The organism is Alsobacter sp. P4_H11 (assembly GCF_056400925.1).
Genome location: NZ_JBFUKI010000007.1, coordinates 99,722 through 120,440 on the forward strand (window position 1 = coordinate 99,722; position 20,719 = coordinate 120,440).

9 protein-coding genes and 1 tRNA gene are annotated in these 20,719 nt (G+C 60.8%); 2 read left to right on the forward strand and 8 right to left on the reverse strand.

The features are described from left to right. Positions 1 to 8: 8 nt before the first annotated feature. The 5 genes from AC1DSZ_RS13940 to AC1DSZ_RS13960 all read right to left on the reverse strand — a co-directional run bounded on the left by AC1DSZ_RS13940 (position 9) and on the right by AC1DSZ_RS13960 (position 12,207). Positions 9 to 5,801 (reverse strand): AAA domain-containing protein, encoded by a 5,793-nt coding sequence (locus tag AC1DSZ_RS13940; protein ID WP_476838955.1) that lies wholly within the window; start codon positions 5,799 to 5,801, stop codon positions 9 to 11. Positions 5,802 to 6,235: 434 nt separating this feature from the next. Then, a complete protein-coding gene (locus AC1DSZ_RS13945) occupies positions 6,236 to 6,883 on the reverse strand; it encodes a 4Fe-4S single cluster domain-containing protein (protein ID WP_476838956.1) in 648 nt (215 codons plus the stop codon). Then, positions 6,880 to 8,754 (reverse strand): AAA family ATPase, encoded by a 1,875-nt coding sequence (locus AC1DSZ_RS13950; RefSeq protein WP_476838957.1) that lies wholly within the window; start codon positions 8,752 to 8,754, stop codon positions 6,880 to 6,882. The genes AC1DSZ_RS13945 and AC1DSZ_RS13950 overlap by 4 nt, the downstream gene beginning before the upstream one ends. Before the next feature lie 738 nt (positions 8,755 to 9,492). Then, on the reverse strand, positions 9,493 to 10,083 hold the full coding sequence (locus AC1DSZ_RS13955; protein WP_476838958.1) for a hypothetical protein: 591 nt from the start codon (positions 10,081 to 10,083) through the stop codon (positions 9,493 to 9,495). Between the two features lie 663 nt (positions 10,084 to 10,746). Beyond that, entirely contained in the window at positions 10,747 to 12,207 is a 1,461-nt protein-coding gene (locus AC1DSZ_RS13960) for an ADP-ribosylglycohydrolase family protein (RefSeq protein WP_476838959.1), read from the reverse strand. A 121-nt stretch (positions 12,208 to 12,328) separates the two neighbouring features. Between AC1DSZ_RS13960 and AC1DSZ_RS13965 the strand changes: the two genes are divergently transcribed. Then, on the forward strand, positions 12,329 to 13,000 hold the full coding sequence (locus AC1DSZ_RS13965) for a hypothetical protein (protein ID WP_476838960.1): 672 nt from the start codon (positions 12,329 to 12,331) through the stop codon (positions 12,998 to 13,000). A 237-nt stretch (positions 13,001 to 13,237) separates the two neighbouring features. Here AC1DSZ_RS13965 and AC1DSZ_RS13970 read toward each other — a convergent pair whose 3' ends face one another. The 3 genes from AC1DSZ_RS13970 to AC1DSZ_RS13980 all read right to left on the reverse strand — a co-directional run bounded on the left by AC1DSZ_RS13970 (position 13,238) and on the right by AC1DSZ_RS13980 (position 19,501). Next, on the reverse strand, positions 13,238 to 13,747 hold the full coding sequence (locus AC1DSZ_RS13970; protein WP_476838961.1) for a GIY-YIG nuclease family protein: 510 nt from the start codon (positions 13,745 to 13,747) through the stop codon (positions 13,238 to 13,240). A gap of 5,161 nt (positions 13,748 to 18,908) precedes the next feature. Further along, positions 18,909 to 18,984: transfer RNA gene (locus AC1DSZ_RS13975), tRNA-Glu, on the reverse strand. Between the two features lie 103 nt (positions 18,985 to 19,087). After that, positions 19,088 to 19,501 carry a DUF6476 family protein gene (locus AC1DSZ_RS13980; RefSeq protein ID WP_476838962.1) on the reverse strand — a complete coding sequence of 138 codons (414 nt, stop codon included), beginning with the start codon at positions 19,499 to 19,501 and terminating at the stop codon, positions 19,088 to 19,090. A 37-nt stretch (positions 19,502 to 19,538) separates the two neighbouring features. Between AC1DSZ_RS13980 and AC1DSZ_RS13985 the strand changes: the two genes are divergently transcribed. After that, positions 19,539 to 20,561, forward strand: coding sequence for an RluA family pseudouridine synthase (locus AC1DSZ_RS13985; protein ID WP_476838963.1), 1,023 nt, complete (start codon positions 19,539 to 19,541; stop codon positions 20,559 to 20,561). Positions 20,562 to 20,719 lie beyond the last annotated feature (158 nt).

A 20,719-nucleotide genomic window follows, 5' to 3' on the forward strand; every position in this document is an offset into this window, starting at 1 on the left:
CGGTCTCCTCAAGCTAGGGCAGTGCGCAATGCCGTATTCAATCGCCCACGCTCCTCGTCGGGCCGGTGATACCAGGCATGGGGAGATACGCGGTGAATGACGGGAATCGCGCGTCGCAGGACCGCTGGCCGCCAGATTTCCCGCGCTCTCGCCCGCTCGAGCAACTCGTGCCGCGGCGAGTCGCATTCAATCCCGATCCCGAACAATCCAGTACGGGGATCCTCGACCGCTAAATCGATTCCGAATGCGTCCCCATCCGACGCAGGGACGGGAGAGTAGCCGAGGCTTCCCACATAGGCGGCGACCGACCGCACAAAACCATCGTCAGCAGCGTGGTGCACCCGTGCCCGACTAGACGCGGGAGCCGCCAAGCGTCCCGCGATGCCCTGCGCTGCCGAGACGTCACCAGCGCTCATACGCTCTGCATACTCCATATAGGCCTGGAGATAGTCCCGGGGTTTGTCCGGGGCCCGGCCGCTCGCAACCCAGTCGGACACATCACCAACCGGCATCGACGTTACGAGCACGACTTTCTCTCTTGCGCGGGTGACGGCCACGTTCAGACGGCGCTCGCCTCCGCTTTGCCCGAGCACGCCGAAGTTCCGCCTGAACGTGCCATGCCGATCCCGACCAAAGGTCGTCGAAAATACAATCACGTCCCGCTCGTCCCCCTGCACGTTCTCGACGTTTTTGACGAAAAAGCCCATATCTTCGCTACCCTGCTTCCGGTCGCGTTCGCGGCGATAAACGCGAAGGAAGGCGGGGTCTGCTTCGGCCTGCTTCTCAACGAGTTCCTCGACGAGATCAGCCTGCTTCCGGTTGAAGGTGACAACGCCAATGCTCGGAGGCTCTTCAATCTTAGCCCAGGCCTGGGACAGCCACTCGACGACCCGCTCAGCTTCCGCACGGTTTGTCTGGCTTTCATACTTTCCATCGACCCTCACGACCTCGACCGGGCGGGCACGCCGGACTTCTGCATCCGGGTGCCGCGCGGGCACGCTCAGCCCACCCTTGTAGAAGGCTGCATTGGAATAGCGGATGAGCTCGCGATACTTAGAGCGGTAGTGAATTTGCAGGGTCGCAGCGGGCAGGACGCCACGCCCGAGTTGCAAAAGATCTGGGCAATCCTTCACCTCGCGGCGGTTCCAGGTCTCTTCGCGAGCCGCGCGTTCGGCCTCGGTGATTCCGTCATCAAAGCTTTCGTCACTCGCCTCGTCCTCATCCTCATCGATGCGTCCGGAGAAAAAATTCGAGGGCGGCATCTGCTTTTCATCGCCGACGATAAGTATCCGCTTCGCCCTGAACAGGGTCGGAACTGCGTACTCAACGGGCATCTGCGACGCCTCGTCATAGATCACAAGGTCGAAGAGGCCTGCCTTGAGCGGCAGGATGCGGCTGGCGACATCAGGGTTCATCAACCACACCGGACGCAAATGCATTAGGCCAAGGTCCGCCCCCTGGTCGATGATTTCACGCAAGCGGCGTGCCCTGGGCCCGCGTAGCCGCGTGATGTCGTCCCATGCGGTTGGCGTGCCAAGGCGTGCAGAGTCAATGTTGTATCGCAGCAGGTCCTTGTTGAGCCTGCGTATACTGAGATCAAGAGTGGCGAGCTTGTGGACCTTTCCTTCTATCTCTTCTCGCTCGAAAGAGAGCTCCGGCGCGGCGTTTTCCAGTCGCCCTTTCCAGGCGAGAAGCGCTTCACGTCGGATGGTCCTTTGCACAACGCCGGTTAGCTCGGGCGGATCGAGCGGATACAAACGGGCCTCCTGCTTGCGCAAAATTCGGAAGGTGTGAAGAACATCAGGATCGAGCTGACCGGCGCGCGCTCTAAAGCGCTGATAGGCGGTCAACCTGCTGATCGCCGCCGCGATCTTGTTCAAAATAGGGAGATTGTCGCCGTTGCCGTCAATGGTGGTTCGAACCTGCGTAACCCAATCTTCCTTGAACCAGCCAGCCAATGCTTGCACAGACGCCTTGCTTCGCTCGCGAGCTTCGTAGCGCTTGAAGGCAGCCTCGAATTGTCGGCGCAGCGCTTGGAAAGCGTCCACACTGCCCCCGCGAGCGGCCGCTTCTGCTTCCAGAGGTTGTGGGCAGCAGAGAACCGCAGCACAGGCCGCTGCAATCCGCTGCAGGCCTCCAAGGAGAGAGCGGACGTCGCGGGCGAGCTCTAACGCTGTGGTTTGATCTGCCAACTTTGGGAGCCGAAACGTATCGCGCACCGCGATCACTCGCTGCCTGAGCGGTCGGAGCTGTAGCTCTAAATTCGCCGCGTCTCTCAACGCGACAATTCGAGCATCGTCCTGCGCCTCTCCGATCCCTACCAGGTACTTCAGTATGCGCCGGCGGCCGCGCCAACGGCGTAAACTCAGCCGGCCAAAGAGTGTTAGGGGCGCGCTCACATTTTCGGCATCCGCGCGAAGAATTGTAAGCGAGGCCGTGGTTTCCTTAACGAGGGCCTCATACAGCCCTCTGCCCTGGCCGTCGGTGACTAGAGCCGCAACCTCAGACCCGACATTCTCGAGTTCTGTTATTGCCTTCGTCCCAGTTGCGCCGCCTGACACAGGGCGAAATAGGTCGAACCAAGCGGCCACGACCTTGCGCATAGGCTCCGACAATTTCTCAAGCATAGCGCCGTGCACCTGCAGCCAGGCGGCGTGAGCGGCCGGATCGGCAACATCGAAGCTGTTGGCATGCTCAGACAAAACCGTCTGCCGTTCTGCTTCTAAACCGAGCAGCGTTTTGAAGTCTTCCTGCAGAGTTTGCGCAGTGGAGGTGTCGACCTGAAACTGTTTCAGCACAACTAGCGGGCTGTCCTCGTAGCCGGATTCAAGCCATAGCCGAGAGAGGGACGAGCAAACTTGTTCAATGCCTGACAGCTTTCCACCGTCGAGGTGCCCAAGGACCGAGCGGAGCCCCGCCGCATCAATTGTCGAGCCGGCTTCATCAATGGCCAAGAGGTCCGCCAACAAGTCGCGATAGCTCAGACCTGTGGCCTGATCAAGGAAGCGACTGGCCTCATGGTGACTGTCCAGTTCACCTTCGAGAACCTCAATGCTTGCAGCGACGTCGTCGCGCTGGCGATTTAGGCCGGCAACCCGGTCGCGGGGGTGTTGACGAGCCGCAGTGAGTTGGTCGCGCAACTCGCGGAGGAGCGCTTCCCGGTCTCGGTTAACATCGACAACCATGAAGAGCCTATCCGCAAGCTCCTCTGCATCGAGACGTTTCCTGACCACCTTAAGAGCAGCCTGTTTCTGGCAGACGACAAGAACGCTCTCTCCTCGTCCGATGGCGTCGGCCACGACATTGACGATGGTCTGGCTCTTGCCCGTGCCCGGAGGCCCCTCGACCAAAAGTCCGGGTGTGATGCGGGAACGCTGCACTGCAGCGTCTTGGGACGGATCGCTCTCGACCACGATGAACCGATCACGCTCGCGCAAACGAGGCAGCGGCGAAGTCGCAAGAGGTTCCGCTGAAATCCGGAGCGCTGCATCGAGCCCAGTTCCGCCGGGCGGCATCCGGGCCATCTGACGCAAGTCCTCGGCCACAGACTGCCCGCTAAACTCCGCATTGAATACGGCTGCCGCAGCGACGAGTTCAAAGGTGCCGGGAGGCACTTTCGCTTCCTTGGGCGGGAGGCGCATGAGAGTACGTGATCGAGGTGTCGCGAGAGCGCCGAATATGTCGATCACGTCGCTAAACCTGATGGACGAACGCCCTAGGAGTTCATCGCGGGCTGACCGCCATCTCTGGAAAACGGTGGCACCAAGTATTCCTTCCAGCGCTGGGTTGAGGCGCACCTCTTCCCTTTCTCGATCGAACGCAAGGAGTCCAGCTCCCGCCCCGGGCTGGAGGTCCAGGATCACCGGCCAAAGCAGTACCGGCGCCACCCGAGGCCTCGCTTCGTTTTCAGTTGTTGCCCTAGCGTCGCGTGCGACGAGAAAAGGAAATCCTAAAGTGCGTCCGTCCAGGCCCGTGTCGCGCCGGAAAGTCGCAGCATGGCTCACCAGCCGACGAAGGCGGCTCTCCCTGTTTTCGTCCGAAAGGTAGCCTTGGGGATCGAGTTGAATGGGAACTTCAGTTCTCGAAAGAACGTGGTTAAGCATAGCTTCGGCAGGTCTTATTGCAGTCCCTAGCTCCACGAGGTCCAGCCTCGGGGTTGTCTTTCCGATTGTGAAACGCGCCAGAGGTCCTCTGGTGACTGCGCCCGACACCCGTTTCTCGAAATGGGCGAGAAGCGTGGCGACATACTGCTGCTTCGGCGGCTCTTTCCAGCGCTCCGCAGGGACAGACAGCAAAACTGCAGCCCGCGGCAACGACATGCGTCTCTCAACACGAAACGAATCCGCCCACTCGTCGACCCGCTGCACTCCGCAGCGGGCGAAGTTCGCGGTCCGATCGTCTACCCTGGCGAACGCTTCGCGCCGCGAGTTCGAGAAGAGGCTTTCGGTGACTTCAGCATTCAAGACCACGCCGGTCTTCGTGGCGAGATCAGACGTTGCTGCTATAAGGGAGGCGAGCGGAATGAATTGGTGTGACGCGGCGCCGACTAGGACAATCAGATCTTCGTCGCTCAATCTCCCCCGCTCAATAATCGAGGCGAGCCCAGCGTGGTCGGAATCTGGATAAACTTTGCGGATCGCGTCCCGTTCGGCCTCTAGATTGGCACGAGACGTTGCCAACAACGCTATCCTGGCGCGTTCCTCGTCGAGCTCTACCTCGAGAATCCTGGCTCGTTCCCGGACAGCCTCCGCACGTGTTCGCAACCGGATCAGCCACTGCTCTCGCCCCATGCGCTGGAGATGGCGTGGGACGTCTCCCGTGACGATCCGATAGCCTTCGAGCGGATGGGCCAGAAGCCAGGCGGGCGTAACAATCTCTCCCCTAAGGATCAGCGGCAGAGCAGTGTTCATGGCCATCAGAACGAGAGCGTGACGCAAGTCATCCTCGAGAGCCTCGTCGGCCGCCAGCCTTCTTACCTCGGCAACTAGCTTCGTGTCGGATTGGCGCTCCTCTAGCCATGTCGTGACGGAACCGCGCAGAATGAGATGTGTGGCCGCATCCCACGATCCTGCCTCGGCTGCAGCTAAGGCGAAGATTTCGGGACGTGAATGGTCGCGACCTGCCAAAGACAATGTCGGGCCGTCAGCCTCTCCGGCGCGTGCTTCCGGCTCGGGAGCTTCAACAGCTTCGCCAGCAAGCCACGCCCTCACTTCAACCGCGGACCAACGCCTAAGCGGGTCACGCGCAAGAAGACCGCGGAGCAGCAGATTGACCTGCGGGTCCAGGTCCTCCGGTAGCGAGGCACCACGCGTCACTACGTGGAGTCGGAATGCCTGGTCGTCGATACCCTGGAAGCAGCGGCCTGCTGTCGCCTGCTCCAAAATAATCATTCCGAGGGACCACCAGTCCGAGGATGCGCTCACCGCCCCGACAATCGCTTCGGGCGCGGAGTAACGCGTCAACTCCAGAGGGGCGACGGCCTCGAGGTCGAAGTCGGACAAGCGGGCTGAACCGAAGCCGGTGATAACGAGATCGAGAGGATCGGCTGAACGCAGCAGGATTGTCCCAGGGCTGAGGTCCCGGTGCCGAAGGCCGACCTCAGCGAAGCTCGCCAGTGCACGGCCTAATTCGTCTACGATGCGTCTCAATCTATCGAGAGAACCCGACACAACAAAGCCAGCGTCCGCTAGAGAGCCGCCGTCAATCCTCTCAACTACCTCATAGGCCTGGCCCTCGTATCGTCCCGTTTCAATTATTTCCGGGATGTGATCAAGAGCCATCCGCCTGAGCACGTCGTGCACCGCGGGGTCGGGCTCCGCGCCAGGCCTGTAAAGCGTAAGCAGTGCCACTCGTCCATCGGAGCCCCGCGCGTCGAAAGTGCGGACCGGTGGGTCTTCTGATGGGACTATATGTTCGCGAACAACTTCCCAATTGCCTATCCGCGTAGCCTGCGCCGAGTCAGCAGGCCTGCTGGTCGCAGCGACATCGGACCCGCAGACGAGACAGATCTCGTCTCCATCTTCTAACGGATGGCCGTTGAGACATTCCAGCGAGCGACGGCGGTGAGCAGGAGCGGGAAGCTCCTGCTCTTCTGCACCCTCCTCCAGGATCTCAAGTTCTGTGAGGGGCCAAGCACATAGCTGACCGTCAAGAGGTTGCTCGCAGACGTTTTCCGTTACGGGCCGCTTCGATCCGCAATTGGAGCAGCGGCGAAACAGGTATTTGGTGTGTAAGGTCATGAGTTCCGGGGATCTTCGGTCGTGGCGGCGCGATGCCCGGCCTCCACGAGGAGGCGCTGAAGGCGCAGGAGGTCGCCCCTGCGCGGAACGCCGGCAATAAAGACTTCGCCGGCTTCGTTGTCGAAGAAGAGATCAAGGTGTGAAGAACCGTCATCCGAAGCCTCGGCCAATAGGCCGAACCGCTCACGCCCTAAGAGCGTGAGCGCCGTGAGACGCTGATTGTCGCTGCCTCTAATAGCGAGCAACTGGGGTGCATCTACATCGAACGGGTCCGAGATCACTGCATCAATCAATCCAGAAAACCGCTGAAGTGGCAGGCTCTCCAGCGGATACCCAGAGTAAACGAGAATGTCGCCGGAATGGCGGTCACGAAGGCCCTGGAGCAGCACGAGAAGGGCGTCGGGCTGGTCAAACGGCTCCCCTCCGGAAATGGTGACACCGTTGGCGTGGCTAAACCAATCCCCCATTGCGTCCAGCACGCTCTCTACGGTGGTTCCGCCACGCTGAACGTCCCACGTGTCCATCGAGACGCAGCCTGGGCACCGAATAGAGCAGCCCTGCAGCCAAATCCCGATCCGATCACCAGGGCCAAGGGTGGTGACGGGAAAATGTAGGCGGGAGAGCCTGATGACTGTGGCAATCATAGGTCGGCCGCGCCCGCGGCTGCACGGAGAACCAGAGTCGTAGGACCGGCGGCATCCGACCGGAGGCTTTCGATTGAGAACTGGTCACCCCGGCGGGCACCGGAGTCGAACAGCGCCCGCGCCAAGGGATTTATCAGGTGGGTCTCGACCTTGTTGCGAATCCCGCGCCCACCGTTGGAGAGATCCGCAATGCAATTAAGCGCCAGTTGCGATTGTGCGGTCCCCGTGAGGGTCAACTTAATGTCTTGTGTAGCTGCAATGTCCGCCAGGATCCCGCTAACCATTCCTTCAAAGATTGCCGACGCAATCTCGGGCCGGATAAAGTCGAAGACCAGCACATTGTCACCGATGCGGTTCAGGATTTCGGGTCGGTTGATCACCGTTTTGAAGTACCTATCGATCTCGGAGCGGACCCTCGTCTGGACATCATGGAAAGGATCAGATGGCGAAACATTCGCCACCCGCGAGCCATCCGCTTCAAGCCGATAAATTCCAAGGTTCGATGTGAACACGATGAAGGCTTCGGAAAAGTAGACTCGGTCGCCGCGACCGGACGTTAGGACGCCGTCATCGAGGATCTGGAGGAACTTATCGAGTATCCGGGGGTGCGCCTTCTCGATTTCATCGAACAGCACAACTGAGAAGGGCTTTTCACGGATGGCGTTGGTCAGTTCCCCGCCAACATCGTAACCTAGGTAGCCAGGAGGAGCGCCGATCAACCTCTGGTCCGAGTGCTCGGCGGAAAATTCCGACATGTCGAAACGGATGTAGGCGGAATCGTCTCCGAAAAGAAGGCTCGTCAGCGTCTTTGCAAGTTCGGTCTTTCCCACGCCGGTCGGCCCAGCCAAAAACGCTACACCTCGGGGGCGGCCCCCTCGCCTGCTGCCGCCGACACCCGTGACGGCGCGCTTCACAATATCCATTACATGGGTCACTGCATGATCCTGCCCTTTGACCCTGGTGTGAACGTATTCTTTACCGCCCCTGATTTTCTCCCGGTCTATGCTCGCCCAAGGGTCGTCAGTGACACCAACTTTGTACCGGCGCACTGCATCACCGATGCGATCAAGGCTCAGTCCCTCGGTTCTGCCGAACTGCGCAATAGCCAGCAGGTCGAGCAGCAGTAGTCCTTCCGTCTGCTCGACCAGGTCCGAAAGCGACTGGGCCGTTTGCTCGGCCGTAGCATCCCTCCCGCCTTCAAGGTTTCGCACAAGTGTTGAGGCGAGCTGGTGCCTGATCCTGTGGTCAGGCTTCGAAATAGGAATATGTCGGACACGCGGATTATCCACCACGAGCCAATCCGGAAGATCACCCTCCTTGTCGACTACCCAAATGACCGAGTTGAAGAACGGACGTGGGGGCGTTCCAAATGGGCGAGGCTTCGCCTGGTGCGACAGGACAAGGGCGCGCGTGAACGCCTGGTGCTCAGCCCCCGTAAGCACGTCATTTCTTACAACCATACGTGACGCGAAGTCGGCCAGAAGCGCGATGGGCGCAGGACCACTCCAAGTCACGACGCGTTGCAGAACCTCGGAAAACAGCTCCAATCCTGCGGGGCAATTTCCATCCGATCCCGCCTGGAGCCCGAGCTGAGACAGAATTTCGCGTGAACCCGTGTGAGGTTCGCCAGGACTTTGAATGACGCGGAAGCCCGTCACGGGATCATAGCCGATCACATGCGCATATCCCGCCTGCCTCAACTCAGCGGCGATGCTTGCACCGAGGGGGACGGCCGCAATGCTGCCCGCCGCAATCTCGGATAGTTGCAGGTCGCGAACGTTCCCGGAAATCACGAATTGCGACTTCAGCGGCAGGAACCGCGACAAGTCCCGAAGCCAACGGGGACGCTCATAGGCAGCGACATACGACACTTGTACCCTCCCGAACTGACTTGGTGCTTCCAGAGAACCTGATCGGCGCGGAGGGCATAAGTCGAGGCCTTGATCGTGAACAGGTTTACAGGGGATGGCAACAGTGACGGTTGCGCTGCGCAGCAACACTCCCTGAATTCTCCGTCCGACACTCTGAGAACACGATCGTTTGAAGGCAATTTTCAATGCAAAGGTGCTCACCGGAGAATTGCCCGCGTTAATGGATTATTATCAAATTCGATCATGTGTTTGCAGCACGGGCGAATAGGCCAGAGCTGGTTGCGCTCGAGGTCGCCGACCTTGTCGACGATCGCGACGGCTTGCGCATTATTATCCCGCATAGCAAGACCGATCAGGAAGCGGCCGGCCAGGAGGTCCCTGCACCCACGGCCGGTACATCAAGCCTGTCACGCTCGTTAAGAAATGGCTCTCGCAGCCGGGATTACTCCGTGATCCGCCGATCAATCGTTCCGACCATGTGCGCCAGGGCGCTCGCCTGACAGACGGCTCGGTTGCTAACAATCGTAAAGAGCCGCGCCGAAACGGTCAGGCTTGACGCCTCAGACTTCGGGGCGCACAGCCTGCGCGCCGGTTTCGTCACCACCGCCGCCGATCGCGACGTGAGCGAGCGCATCATGGACGTGACCCGGCACTAGGGCACCTGCACCGTCCGCGGCTACATCCGCCGGGCGAACATGTTCAAAGGCCATGCCGGATCGGCGTTCCTCTGACTGGCTTTTAGCCTGCCGAGACCCAACCACCGGCTGCGGTTTTCAGCCCGTAACACGAGAGCACAGTCGCGCAGTGATCCGCGTTGTGCGACCAGCGCCAAAATTTTGGGTTGCAGCGGAGCAAATCTCCCGTCTGGGATCTCTCCCATTCACCGGTCAGGTACGTTTTCCTGCCCGAAGGCGAGATCGAAAAGGATGCTGGGCTTCGATAGATTTGTTCTTCGTCTACCCTTGCATATTTATTGCCAATGTTGAGTGCTAAAAACATACCCCATTCACCAGGCTGAAGGTGATCTAGCTTGCGGAGATCCTCGAAGGTGCGCTTTGCGAAGCCATCTGTTTGTTTGGCTTCCCACTCGAGCTCGACCTCCATAGCGGATGCGCCGTAGACCCGAAAATCAACGCGCATACGGCCATTGCCAGAATAGGTAATCTCACGCTCGTGGGGGATGTTTCGGCTGTGCAATTCTGCTGAAAATAGCTTCTGAAGCTGTTTTTCTTGAATCGGAAAGCGCCTGCCCTCCTTTTCCATGTCGGCCGTGTAGGCTTGGGAAACCTGTTTAAACAGCAAGGCGATCTGATTTCGATTCGATGCCATAGACCTACCCTGTGTTGAGATTTGCACGGCTATCTTCGTTAAGCTCGCTTGTGTCAGCCATTCGGATCCCGGGCTTACCATCAAGCTTAGGATGATGCTGGCAACCGCGCTATCCAGGTTATCAGCCGCGCCTCGTCGCACGTGAGATCCCCTGCCGGGCGGTCGGCTTAGTGGACGCATGCGAGCGCGTAGCCAGGCGAGTTCACCCGGAACATGCCGTCGCTGTCTTCAACCGACCATGGCCCAGGAAGGGATCTCGCCCATCTCGATCTCCTCCCCCTTTGAGCAGCCCCGGCCGCTGCGCGTGGCTTAGCTCACTTGCTTGGCTTCACCGTGGTCGCCACCAGAAGGTGGACAGATTTTGAATAGTGAGCCGAAGGTCACGGCGTTGCCCACTACCCCGCTGCAGTAGCCGGAGGCCCAAGTCTCCGCCGCCGGCCCGGACTACTCGGCCCCAGCTTTGCAGTGCTGGAGTTTCACCGCCGGTGTAAGCGGAAGCGGGTCCCCTGCATGTGACCGAGCGGCCGACATACGTTCGGGTGGTCGGCCCTGAAATCTTAGTTTCGAGACGGTCTATGCAGCGGAGCTGCTTACCTGGAAACTTTTCACCCGCTCCCGGCCAGGGTGTCCAAGGGCACCTGAAGAGCCGCTTCCAATGCGGTGTTAGATCGGCTTTGACTGGGTGGCTGAGAACAGCGCCGCCGCCTTCGCCTGGATTTCTTCGCGCCAAGCGAGCTTTTCAAGCCATACCGCGGGGATCCCCGACCGGCCGTAGATCGCGCCGGCGATCTGTCCGGCAACCGCGGCCGTGGTGTCTGCGTCTTCGCCGAGGTTCGCCGCCATCAGGACAGCATCCCGGAAGTTGCTGGTCCGGGCCACCGCCCACAACGCGGCGTGCAGGCAGGCAACCACATAGCCCGTTCCGCGTACCTCGTGGCGCGGCTGAGCGGGCCGGTAGCTGCGGACCTTGGGTCCATGGTCTTCGACGAGCTCCGGCAGGCTCCTGCCCGCGATGGCCTCTGCGAGAAGCGCGGCTAGCGTCGCGGCGCCCTCGACCGCCTCGTCGGCGCCGTGGGTCGTCCGGGACTGCAGGCGCGCCACCCGATCGAGCTCGGCGGGGTCGTTCCAGTGTCGTACCGCGACCGGCGCGAGCCGCATGATGGAGCCGTTGCCAGCCTGCTCGGGGTCGGAGGAGCCAGCCAGCGGGTTTCCGGACCGAAGATACGCGTTAAGCGCTCGGCCGGTAGTGACGCCGATGTCGAAGCAGGTCCCCGTGGACGAGTAGCTGCCGTTCCGAGCCCAGTCCACGAAGCGGTCCATCAGATCGTACGGATCGAGCCGGGCCTCGTGGATCAGGCTGTCCGCTAGCGCGAGCGCCATGGCCGTATCATCGGTCCACTGTCCGGCCTTGAGACTGAACGGGCCGCCCCCGACGAGGTCCTCGAGAGCGGGCTGCCGCGGCTTCGCCGAGAACTCCAGTGTGGTGCCGACCGCGTCGCCCACGGCCAACCCGAGCATGGATCCGAGCGCCCGATCCCGAGCGTCGATCCCGCGCAGGGCGGACTTTATGGCCATAGTCTGGCCCGCGCGAACCCAGTCCTCCTGCTCCCGGGTTTCGACCGCGTTCGGGTGGCGAGCCTGGCGCAAGGCAGTGATCGCCTTTTCCGGGTCTGCACCCATTTCTACGAGCAGCCGGCCAGCCACCATGCAGGCCCGACCAATGCCGCCGCGGCAGTGCACCAAGATACGTTCGCCGGACGAGAGCAGGTCGCGGAGATCCTGCGACAGCAGCTCCCACGCAGGCTCGTCCGCCGCTGTCGGGGTCTGGACGTCCTCGACGGGGAAGTGGCGCCAGGTCATGAAGCGCTGGCGGACCTTTGTGCCAAGATCCGAGATGCCGAGCATCCGCAACTCTGACTGCGTGACTAGGGTGACGACGGTGGAGGCGCCCCAGCCGGCGATCACGTCGAGGTCTGCGTCAAGGTCGCGCCGGTGCGCGCCCGAGAGGCCGTTGGACTGCTTCTTGCCGGGGGCGAACGTGATCCCGATAGAGCCCCGTGCAGCGGGGACGGCATCAATGCGGAGCGTGTTGTCGGCGGAGGTGGAGGCGGTCTGGTGCGTCATTGGCATCTCCCTGGTTGATGGAGACACCTTCGCGCATCGCCGGCCGGGCGTGGTTTGATGTCGGAGTTTTCCGGATTTCCCGCGGGCGTGCTTTCTTACGGCTTCGAGTGGGGAGCGCATCATGGATGAACGGCGGTATGTAGGGTTCTACTGGACGTTGCCGGTCCGTTGGGCGGGCTTCACGAACATTGCACCGGATGCGGACGGAGCAGCTCGGGAAAGCACGACCATCAGGTATCAACGTGCCTTGGCCCGCGCTTACGCAAGCGAATTTAACGCGGAACTGGTGGATGAAGTCGTGTTCATGGAATTGCGCCCGGATCGCGGGACTGAGTACGTCAGGGACGCGCTGATTGCGGCGAAGAAGAGCTGCGACAAGCATTCGGCCGTGCTGCTGTGGATCAACTTCAGAGATTCCACGCGCTGGCGCGCTCATAATTCCATGGGCGCAATGATGAGAGAACTGCAAATACCCAACCGGGATCTGCCGGCCGAGGGCATTCTGCTCGACGGGCGAAGGTTCGAACCCGCCGAACATTTTTCCGAGTGGCGCAAGAGGGACCGCGAGAGCAGCCGGGACCGCACAGAGATGATCGCTCTGGTGATGCCGATCATGCTCCAGCAATACGAGGGAGACAGACGCTACCGCCTGATCGCGGAAGCACTGAAAATCAGAGGCATTCCGACCAAGACGGGCAAGGAGTGGAACGAGGAAAGCGTTCGCAAGGAGGCGAAGAAGTTCGAGACGCCGTTACCGGATCAGCCTGTCATCGAGGCGCCCCCCACTTCGTGATCGTCAGCGGCCGGAAATCAGAACTGATTTCCGGCGTGATCTCCTTCTTGGTGCGTCGGATGGCGGGATTTAGCGCGCTCTTTGCGGCTGCCCCAGCACCGTCGCGGTGGGATACCTTGCCTTGAACACCTTCTCAGCGTCGAAGGGTGTGGCGGCGTGCACCGTTTCTTGGCGCGGTGTCCGCACCTGGTCACCTGGAAGCTTGAATTTGACTGTCCAAGCAGCTTGTTGAGCCATTCACGCCCCCTGTTGTTTTGTGCGGAAAGCGCCCTTGTAGCCGTTGAGCGTCGGCTGCAGCTTTTTGATCAGAGCGTCTTCTTCCACACCGCACATCGAGACCATCTCGCCAAGCACCTCCGCCGTTGGGGATTGCCGGGCATAGACCTCGATCGAGTTGCCCGCCTCGTGCTCTACAAGGATGCGGGCGAGATTGTGCTTGCCCGTGTTGCTATACCGGAACCCGCCCTGGTGCTGCTTGCAACGGCTGATAAATTGGCGACCTGCCTTGCCGACGTAGAGCACCTCCTTGATGCCCTCCTGGTCAGCGATTGCCCAGACATAGACGGAGCCTACCCGTTGGCGCGCTTCCTTGTCGATCTCGAAGACTGGGAACGGAGCCTGAACCGCTATGCGGCCGACCCTTTCCAGCCCAAGCTGCCGCAAGACTCCGGAAAGCCCCCTGCAGGAATGGTTCCCCTGCTTGATGAGAACCGGGGTACCCCTATAGTTCTTAGCTTCTGCCTCCATGTCATCCTCCACCGTTACGCCTCACAGACGGCACGTCTCTGCCGTCTGGTAATCATCATGTGCTCAGTCCGGAGGATGTGGCGCTTCGCTGGACTTTTCCGGAATGCCTACAATCTGTCGGAGGCGGTGGCGGAGCAAGCTCCGCACGGGGGTGGGCGACGGCCGAAATGCGGGCGATAGCTGAGCCGCTCAGTTTCGCACCACTCCACGTCTTCCCGAACTACATGGGCGCACTATTTTTCTTTGTAGGGCGGCCGCGCAGTCCTGCTTAGGAGCGTCGCTATGTACCGCACCATCAGTCGCATCATGCAGTGCAGAGGGTGGGCACCCCCCGTCAAAAAATCCGGCTAGATAAGGCGGAAGCCAGATATGACCGTGTTTCGATACAAATCCTGCCTTACCGTAGTGGCTGAAATCCAGTTCATAGCCCGAGGCTTGGGTAAAAAACAGCGCCGCTGGGCGGGGGCTTAGTGGTGGCGGACGCCGACGATAGCTGGTGGTGGCCACTCCTGTGGGAGCCATACCCCTACAACGACGATTCCGACCGTGTCTGGATGGCGATCGTTCCTGGGAGCAACCTCATTGTCCTGGATCTCTCGTTGAATGCAGATCTGGCCGCAGCGTTCGGTTGCACGTTCGTGATCAACGAACGAGATGGGCATTACGCCAACGTTCGGGACGATGACGTCTTTGAAGCGAAATCACTGGTCAAACTTCGGCAGTGCCTTCGCGGTCTCGACCCGCTGTCCCGCTTCCCTGCATCTTTGCCCTCATGTCGCGGAAAGTAGACTGATCATGGTTGACCTCACCCAACCCGAGCTGGCCCTTCTTTCCCGCCATGGCTCCGGTAGCGGGGCTCGCGACTGCTCAAGCTGCCGCCGCCGGATGCCCGGCCTGCCTGAAAGCTACTGGTTGGGGTCTTTCCTCCCAAGTCGTGCGGCCAAACAAGGCGTTTCGCCAACCAAGCGCGCTGGGCTTGCAACGCGTCGGTTACCGCAAACAGCCATGCTGGCATCGTCCCGAGGTCCCGCTGGGCGGGAACCTCGGGACAGTATTTCGCTCACTCCAGTCGTACCCCAACGGGATTGCACCGGCGGATCAGCCGCGCCGAACTTTTAAGGAGGACGAGTACCCCACTGCTACAAGTCCCCGCTCATATCCACCTCCTATTTATCGAAGATGGACCTGAACCAACTGAGAACAACGACGGTGAGGCAGGCCAGACCCGCAAAGGTGGACGATAATGATAGATATTACGGGGGGCATCATTGAACGAGAGGAGATGTATTCTCCCGCCTCCTCGTCGCGGATGTCGCCGAAATTAAGTCAGTGATCTGGTTCCAGCGAAAGCGCTGGGCATTTGGAATGAAAGTTGATCTGTTAGGAAGGATGTTAAAGGTAGCTCAGCCGTTCACCTTCGGCATAGATCGACCGGTTCGACAGTGTTTCTCGAGGCCTTCCAAGCCAAACCCAAAGAAAAGGCCTCGTATCCGCATACGTAGATCCACATACCAGTCGGCTTCGAACACCAAGGAATACCGGGATTATTTAAAATTGATCAGAAATAATGATCGAACCGGACAACCAGTCAAAAATTTTGATTCGAGACTGAACCAGCATCAGCCCGATCCGGGCGGCCAAATTGGCAGCATCAAGCCGCTGTTGTGATGCGAGAGGCTCTCCCAGGACATCCGGAAACGGAGGAATGTATCATGGCCAATGTAACGAGCCTCCGACATCTCGCTCCGGCTCTCAGTGGCAACCGGACGGCGGCTGTGCTCATCTCCGCCCCCACCATTCCGCTGGCCAAAGCCTGCCTACTAACAGGTTTGAAGAGAGCACCACGTTCGCAGGTGGTCACACGATTGATGGCTCCCGCTGCGGCCAGCCCGAGGTCCTACAGGGGACCTCGGGCCTATTTGCACATTCCCACTTTGACTATCACGTCGTCATGAAAGAGGCCCCGGTAGCGTTGTTCCGAGAGGGCTAAGAAGGAGGACCGCTAGTTCGATCCACAAACCGCAAAAAGCGAGTGATAAGCCTAGGATCAAACGCCTCTGTGTCACGGCCCATTTCCGCCTGTTTCACGGGAGCGAGCAATTCGTCTTCGGTAGATGGTTGATCTCGAAACACCCTCTTTCCGGGCCTGCGCAGAAACGGACCCTGCTTCATAGAGGGTGCGAGGCCGAACGCCTGCAGCCCTTGCCTTTTCCATCTTTCTGCGGCGGTCCGCCTCCCGTCGTTGCTCAAGCGAAACCGGCTCCACGTCAAATGCACGGATTGTTCGGATTCGGAGTGCCAAGCGCTCGGTGTACCTCAGGCAAAGCAGATTTCCGAGTTCGCCAGCAGACAAGCCCTTTGAGGCCTGCGAGCCTACACTCGCCACTGCAGCAGCGATTTCAATATCTCGCATGCCAAGGGCGAGTTCGAGGAGTCCTTTGCATAGATTCAGGGGCGCCACTTGGAGCAGAGCATCGGCGTACAGCTCTCTGTCATCGGTGTCGCATCTTGGCCCGTGTCGGTGCTGAATTAGACGCCCGATTTCTGCAACACGAAGCCTCGCCATCGGCTTCAGCGACATCGGTCGTGCAGGGCTATGCCAGTAGCCGAATACGACCTTTCCGCGTACCTCGAGTTTGGCTGCCGGGGGAACAACGCGCGGTACGTCTTTGGTAGCGGCAGTTTCTGGAACTACAGCCGCTGACGGTGCCGCTGGTCCAGCACCAAGCCAGTCCGGCTCCATTGGCTTATAGCGAGAGCGATCCTTTCCCGGAGCCATCAGTGCGACTCGGTCATAGTTATGCCCGCTTTGATATGCTCGATGGCAGTAAGAATTTCTTTTTCTGAATGAAAGTTCATTGAGCCCAATCGGACCGGACGAGGAATTATCCCTGCCTTGATCAGCTTATGGTACTGCGCTCGGCTACAAGGGATATACCCGACTGTTTTATCGTATACTTGCTTCGGACGGAGGAGTCGTTCGCCAGTCATTTCGTTTATCTCCAACTATCACCATCAATGGACAGATATGGAGATACGAGAGCCTGAATTTCGTCTCGAGCCTTTTGGCCGATTTATGTCCCGCGATTTGTGGTCGAGGAAGCTTGCGGGCTTTTTTCCTGCCTCAGATGCGTCGAGCGATCCGCAGGAGGGTTTTAGGAGAGGGCATCTCGCCGTCGTACCTTCGATTGACTGAGCGCCATAGTTGCTCGGCACTATGCCCTGGCGTCCAAATCCCCGCGCGCTTCAGCTCCCCAACGATCTGGACTAGCTTATGTGACGGTCCTGGCCGACCTCGCCTACGAACGTCCTTCGTCTTAGGTGATTTCGGCCTCCCCCCGCGTGCACCGACCGCACTCGACGCCCAGCGCTCTAGAGATTTTCGCCGCGTCAGCCAGCGGCCGAACTGGACGGCATCCACCACCAGGATGGCAGAGGTGCAGGCCATCCCCAACCTACACAGTTGAGGCATGTGCATTGCCAACTGCTTCCAACGCATCGGCAACTGAAGGATGCTTTGAAACCGGTTAGTCCCGAGAAGCGACTGCCCCTGGGTGGCCGTTTGGGCCAAGCCGAAATCGCTGCCGGTGTTAATCGGATTACAGTCCCTAGAAGAACCGGACAGTCATCAACGCCTCCGCCAAGCGGTTGTACGTACATAGGGAGGTCGCCGCGTTCTACGCCCTGGCGAATGCGTGCAGCACATAGCTCGATCCAATAGCCCCATGTCACAGTTCCCTGCGGAATGGTCCGCTCTTGCGCCGCAGAGCGCCTTTCTTCAACCCGTCGTAGGCGGATGCTCTTCAGCCGCTCTCCAATCGGCCCTGTCCTGGGGACAGGGCCGTAGCGCTTAGCGAAATAAAGCATGGTGGCTTCCGCAAGAGCTAGAAAGCCGATTTCGACGCGGCTTGGAGAAGGCTCACGTGAATCCATGAGATCAGGCCTCGTTGCTCCACGGGCGCGCCGGTCACGGGCTCACGCGGCATCAATCTGCACCGCGTGGACTTCACGATAACAGCCGGCGCATCTTGACCAGCAAGGACTGATACAGATCAGTAGCACAAGCACGCGATAGGCCTGCTCTGGCTGGCTCGCCGCCGCTTGCACAGGCCATGCCTCCTGCGCTGACGGAGGGCCCAACAGAAACGGCCGCTATCCTCACCGCAGATCCGGATTAGGCATAATGGCGTCCGCGCGGGCTCGCGCCTAACCGCCAGATGATCGGCCAACGATATTGATGGACACGGGCACCGCCGAGCACAGTGAAATAGCCCGTTATGCGGAAAAATGTCTGCGCGCCAAGGGCGATCACGCCCTCGCGGTGGCAGGGGCGGTCCGGATGGCAGCGTCAAATAGATGCAATCAGTGCCAATGAGAATGCGGCTTCTCCGAACATGGTTGAGGGGTCAACACCACTTCTGGCAAGTCTATCAAAATTGCAGAACGTAGTTTTGCCCGCCCTGATCGTGGCAAGAACCTATACCCCTGGGCTGAAATCCCTTCTGGATGTTAATCTCACAAGTCAGCATGGATCCTTTGCTGCCCCGCAGGAACGCTCGGGCATTCGCTATGTTAGTAGAGGTCGTTGATGAGGAGCCTCCGAAAGCGGACGCGCCTCCACTGAACGCTGACGCGGACATGTCTGTGCTGATGGTCGGACTGATACCGACATATGAACCGTCGAACTGCTCGCCGGAACTGGCGTCGGTCGCAGCCACTCTGCCTCCGCTTGCCGTCTTCTCGATCTGAAATGCAAGAACGCGCCCGCTGGTCGAATAGATCGTACCCGGGAGCATAGTTCCCGGCCCCACGCAACCGGTTAGGGCTACGCTCAGAGCCATCAAGGTTCGGGTGCGCAACTACGAATCTCCGCCCGTCAAACGTGCTGCATCTGTGGACGCATTCTCAAGCTTGGCAGTAAATATAGCAATGGTCCACGCGCCGAGAGGGGCTGAACGCCCGCGCGGCCCCGCCCGGGGTTGCGGTGCCCGCAGCCGCTGGTGGGTCTCTGATCAGTGCGGAGTATCGATTGATTTGGGCGTCGCTCTCCTCACCCTATCCACACCAGTCCCTGGCCTCAGCGGGTAACGGTGCTTGTAGCCCATTACTCAACGAATATTAAGTTGTTTGAACCAGCTCGGCACTAAGGCCTTGAAATTGCTGGCGCTCCCATGGGGAATCGAACCCCAGTTTTCGCCGTGAGAGGGCGACGTCCTAGACCGCTAGACGATGGGAGCGGCTCGTGGCGGGCGAAGCCGCCGCGGGAGCCCTCCTATAACGGCGCCGATCCGGGGCGGCAAGCGCAAATTCCGGCGCCTGGGCCGAAAAAGCGCGCGGCCTTCAGCGCGGCCCGCCGAGCTGCAGCCGGCCCGTTTCGGCCAGCGTCCTGGCGTCGAACAGGATCACGATCGAGCCTTCCGGCCCCTCCGTCGTGACCGCGAGACGCCCGTCGCCCAGCGTGGTCGACACCACCCGGGAGCCCGCCGGCAGGAGCGCCTGGATCGGCCGCCGGGCGGCGCCTTCGCCGGGCAGCGCCGGCGGCGGCGCGGAGGCGGTTTGACCGCCGCCCTTGACGGCGCGTATCGCAAGCGTGGAAAAGACCACGACGGCGAGCGCCACCAGGATCACGCCCAGCGTGATCACCAGCATCTTCATCGCCATCAGCCGCGCCGCTTCCTTCGCCTTCGCAGCCTTCTCGGCCGGATCCGCTTCGTCGGATGGCGTCGCGGCGACGGAAATGGGATCTGCGGTCATGGGGCCCAGGGCGGCTCGGATACGGAAAGGACGACACGTGCAGGACGGCGACGCCGAGGCGATCGAAGGCCCTCAGGCCTATCTAGCCCGCCCGGAACACAAAGGCGAGCGCCTGGACCGCTTCCTGGCCGTGATGGTCCCGACCCTGTCGCGCACGCGCCTAAAGGCGCTGATCCTCGACGGGCGCGTCACGATCGACGGCGCGCGCGCGGACGATCCCGGCCGCAAGGTGGACGCCGGACAGGAGATCGCCCTCGTGGTTCCCCCCCCGGTTCCGCCGGAGCCCGCGGGCGAGGAGATCCCGCTCGACGTGGTGTTCGAGGACGACCAGCTGCTGGTGCTCGACAAGCCCGCCGGGCTCGTGGTGCATCCCGCCGCCGGCCACGACACCGGCACGCTCGTGAACGCCCTGATCGCCCATTGCGGCGACAGCCTGTCGGGCATCGGCGGCGTCCGCCGGCCCGGCATCGTGCACCGGCTCGACAAGGACACCACCGGCCTGCTGGTGGTGGCAAAGACCGACCTCGCGCATAAGAAGCTCGCCGACCAGTTCGCCGATCACGGCCGCACCGGCCCGCTGGAGCGCGCCTATCGGGCTGTCGTGTGGGGCGTCCTGCCCCGAAAGCACGGCACCGTGGACGCGAAGCTGGATCGCTCCAACAAGCATCGCGACCGCATGGCGGTTGTGTCCGGCGAGAAGGGCCGCGAGGCCATCACGCATTACGAGATCGACGAGGTGTTCACCGGCTCCAACGGGGAGCCGGTCGCGAGCCTGATCACCTGCCGGCTGGAAACCGGCCGCACGCACCAGATCCGCGTTCACATGGCGCATCTCGGCCACCCCCTGGTGGGAGACAGCCTTTATGGCGGCGGCTTCCGCACCAAGGCGACCCTGCTCGCGCCGGAGGCCCGCGCCATCGTGGAGAGTTTCCCAAGGCAGGCCCTGCACGCGGCCCTGCTCGGCTTCGCGCATCCGGTCACCGACGAGGCGATGGTTTTCGAGAGCGAGCTGCCCGACGATCTCCAGCAGCTGATCGAGGCGCTCCGGCAAGGAGCCTGATCGCGCGCCGCGACGAAAGCGAGCACCACGAGAACCCTCGCGGCTCGCGCGCGTTTGATCGATGGCCCGGCGCGCATGATGCGCCCTGCCCTCTTTCGGCCAATGTCACGCCGATGATAGACTGTTGTCGTGGCCGTGCTTCGTGGCGGCCCAGAACG

Excerpts from the sequence above, each read along its gene's own strand:
- AC1DSZ_RS13970 (WP_476838961.1), bottom strand. The coding sequence starts at position 13,747 with ATGGAGGCAGAAGCTAAGAACTATAGGGGTACCCCGGTTCTCATCAAG.
- AC1DSZ_RS13965 (WP_476838960.1), top strand. The coding sequence starts at position 12,329 with ATGGATGAACGGCGGTATGTAGGGTTCTACTGGACGTTGCCGGTCCGT.
- AC1DSZ_RS13960 (WP_476838959.1), bottom strand. The coding sequence starts at position 12,207 with ATGACGCACCAGACCGCCTCCACCTCCGCCGACAACACGCTCCGCATT.
- AC1DSZ_RS13945 (WP_476838956.1), bottom strand. The coding sequence starts at position 6,883 with ATGATTGCCACAGTCATCAGGCTCTCCCGCCTACATTTTCCCGTCACC.
- AC1DSZ_RS13955 (WP_476838958.1), bottom strand. The coding sequence starts at position 10,083 with ATGGCATCGAATCGAAATCAGATCGCCTTGCTGTTTAAACAGGTTTCC.
- AC1DSZ_RS13980 (WP_476838962.1), bottom strand. The coding sequence starts at position 19,501 with ATGACCGCAGATCCCATTTCCGTCGCCGCGACGCCATCCGACGAAGCG.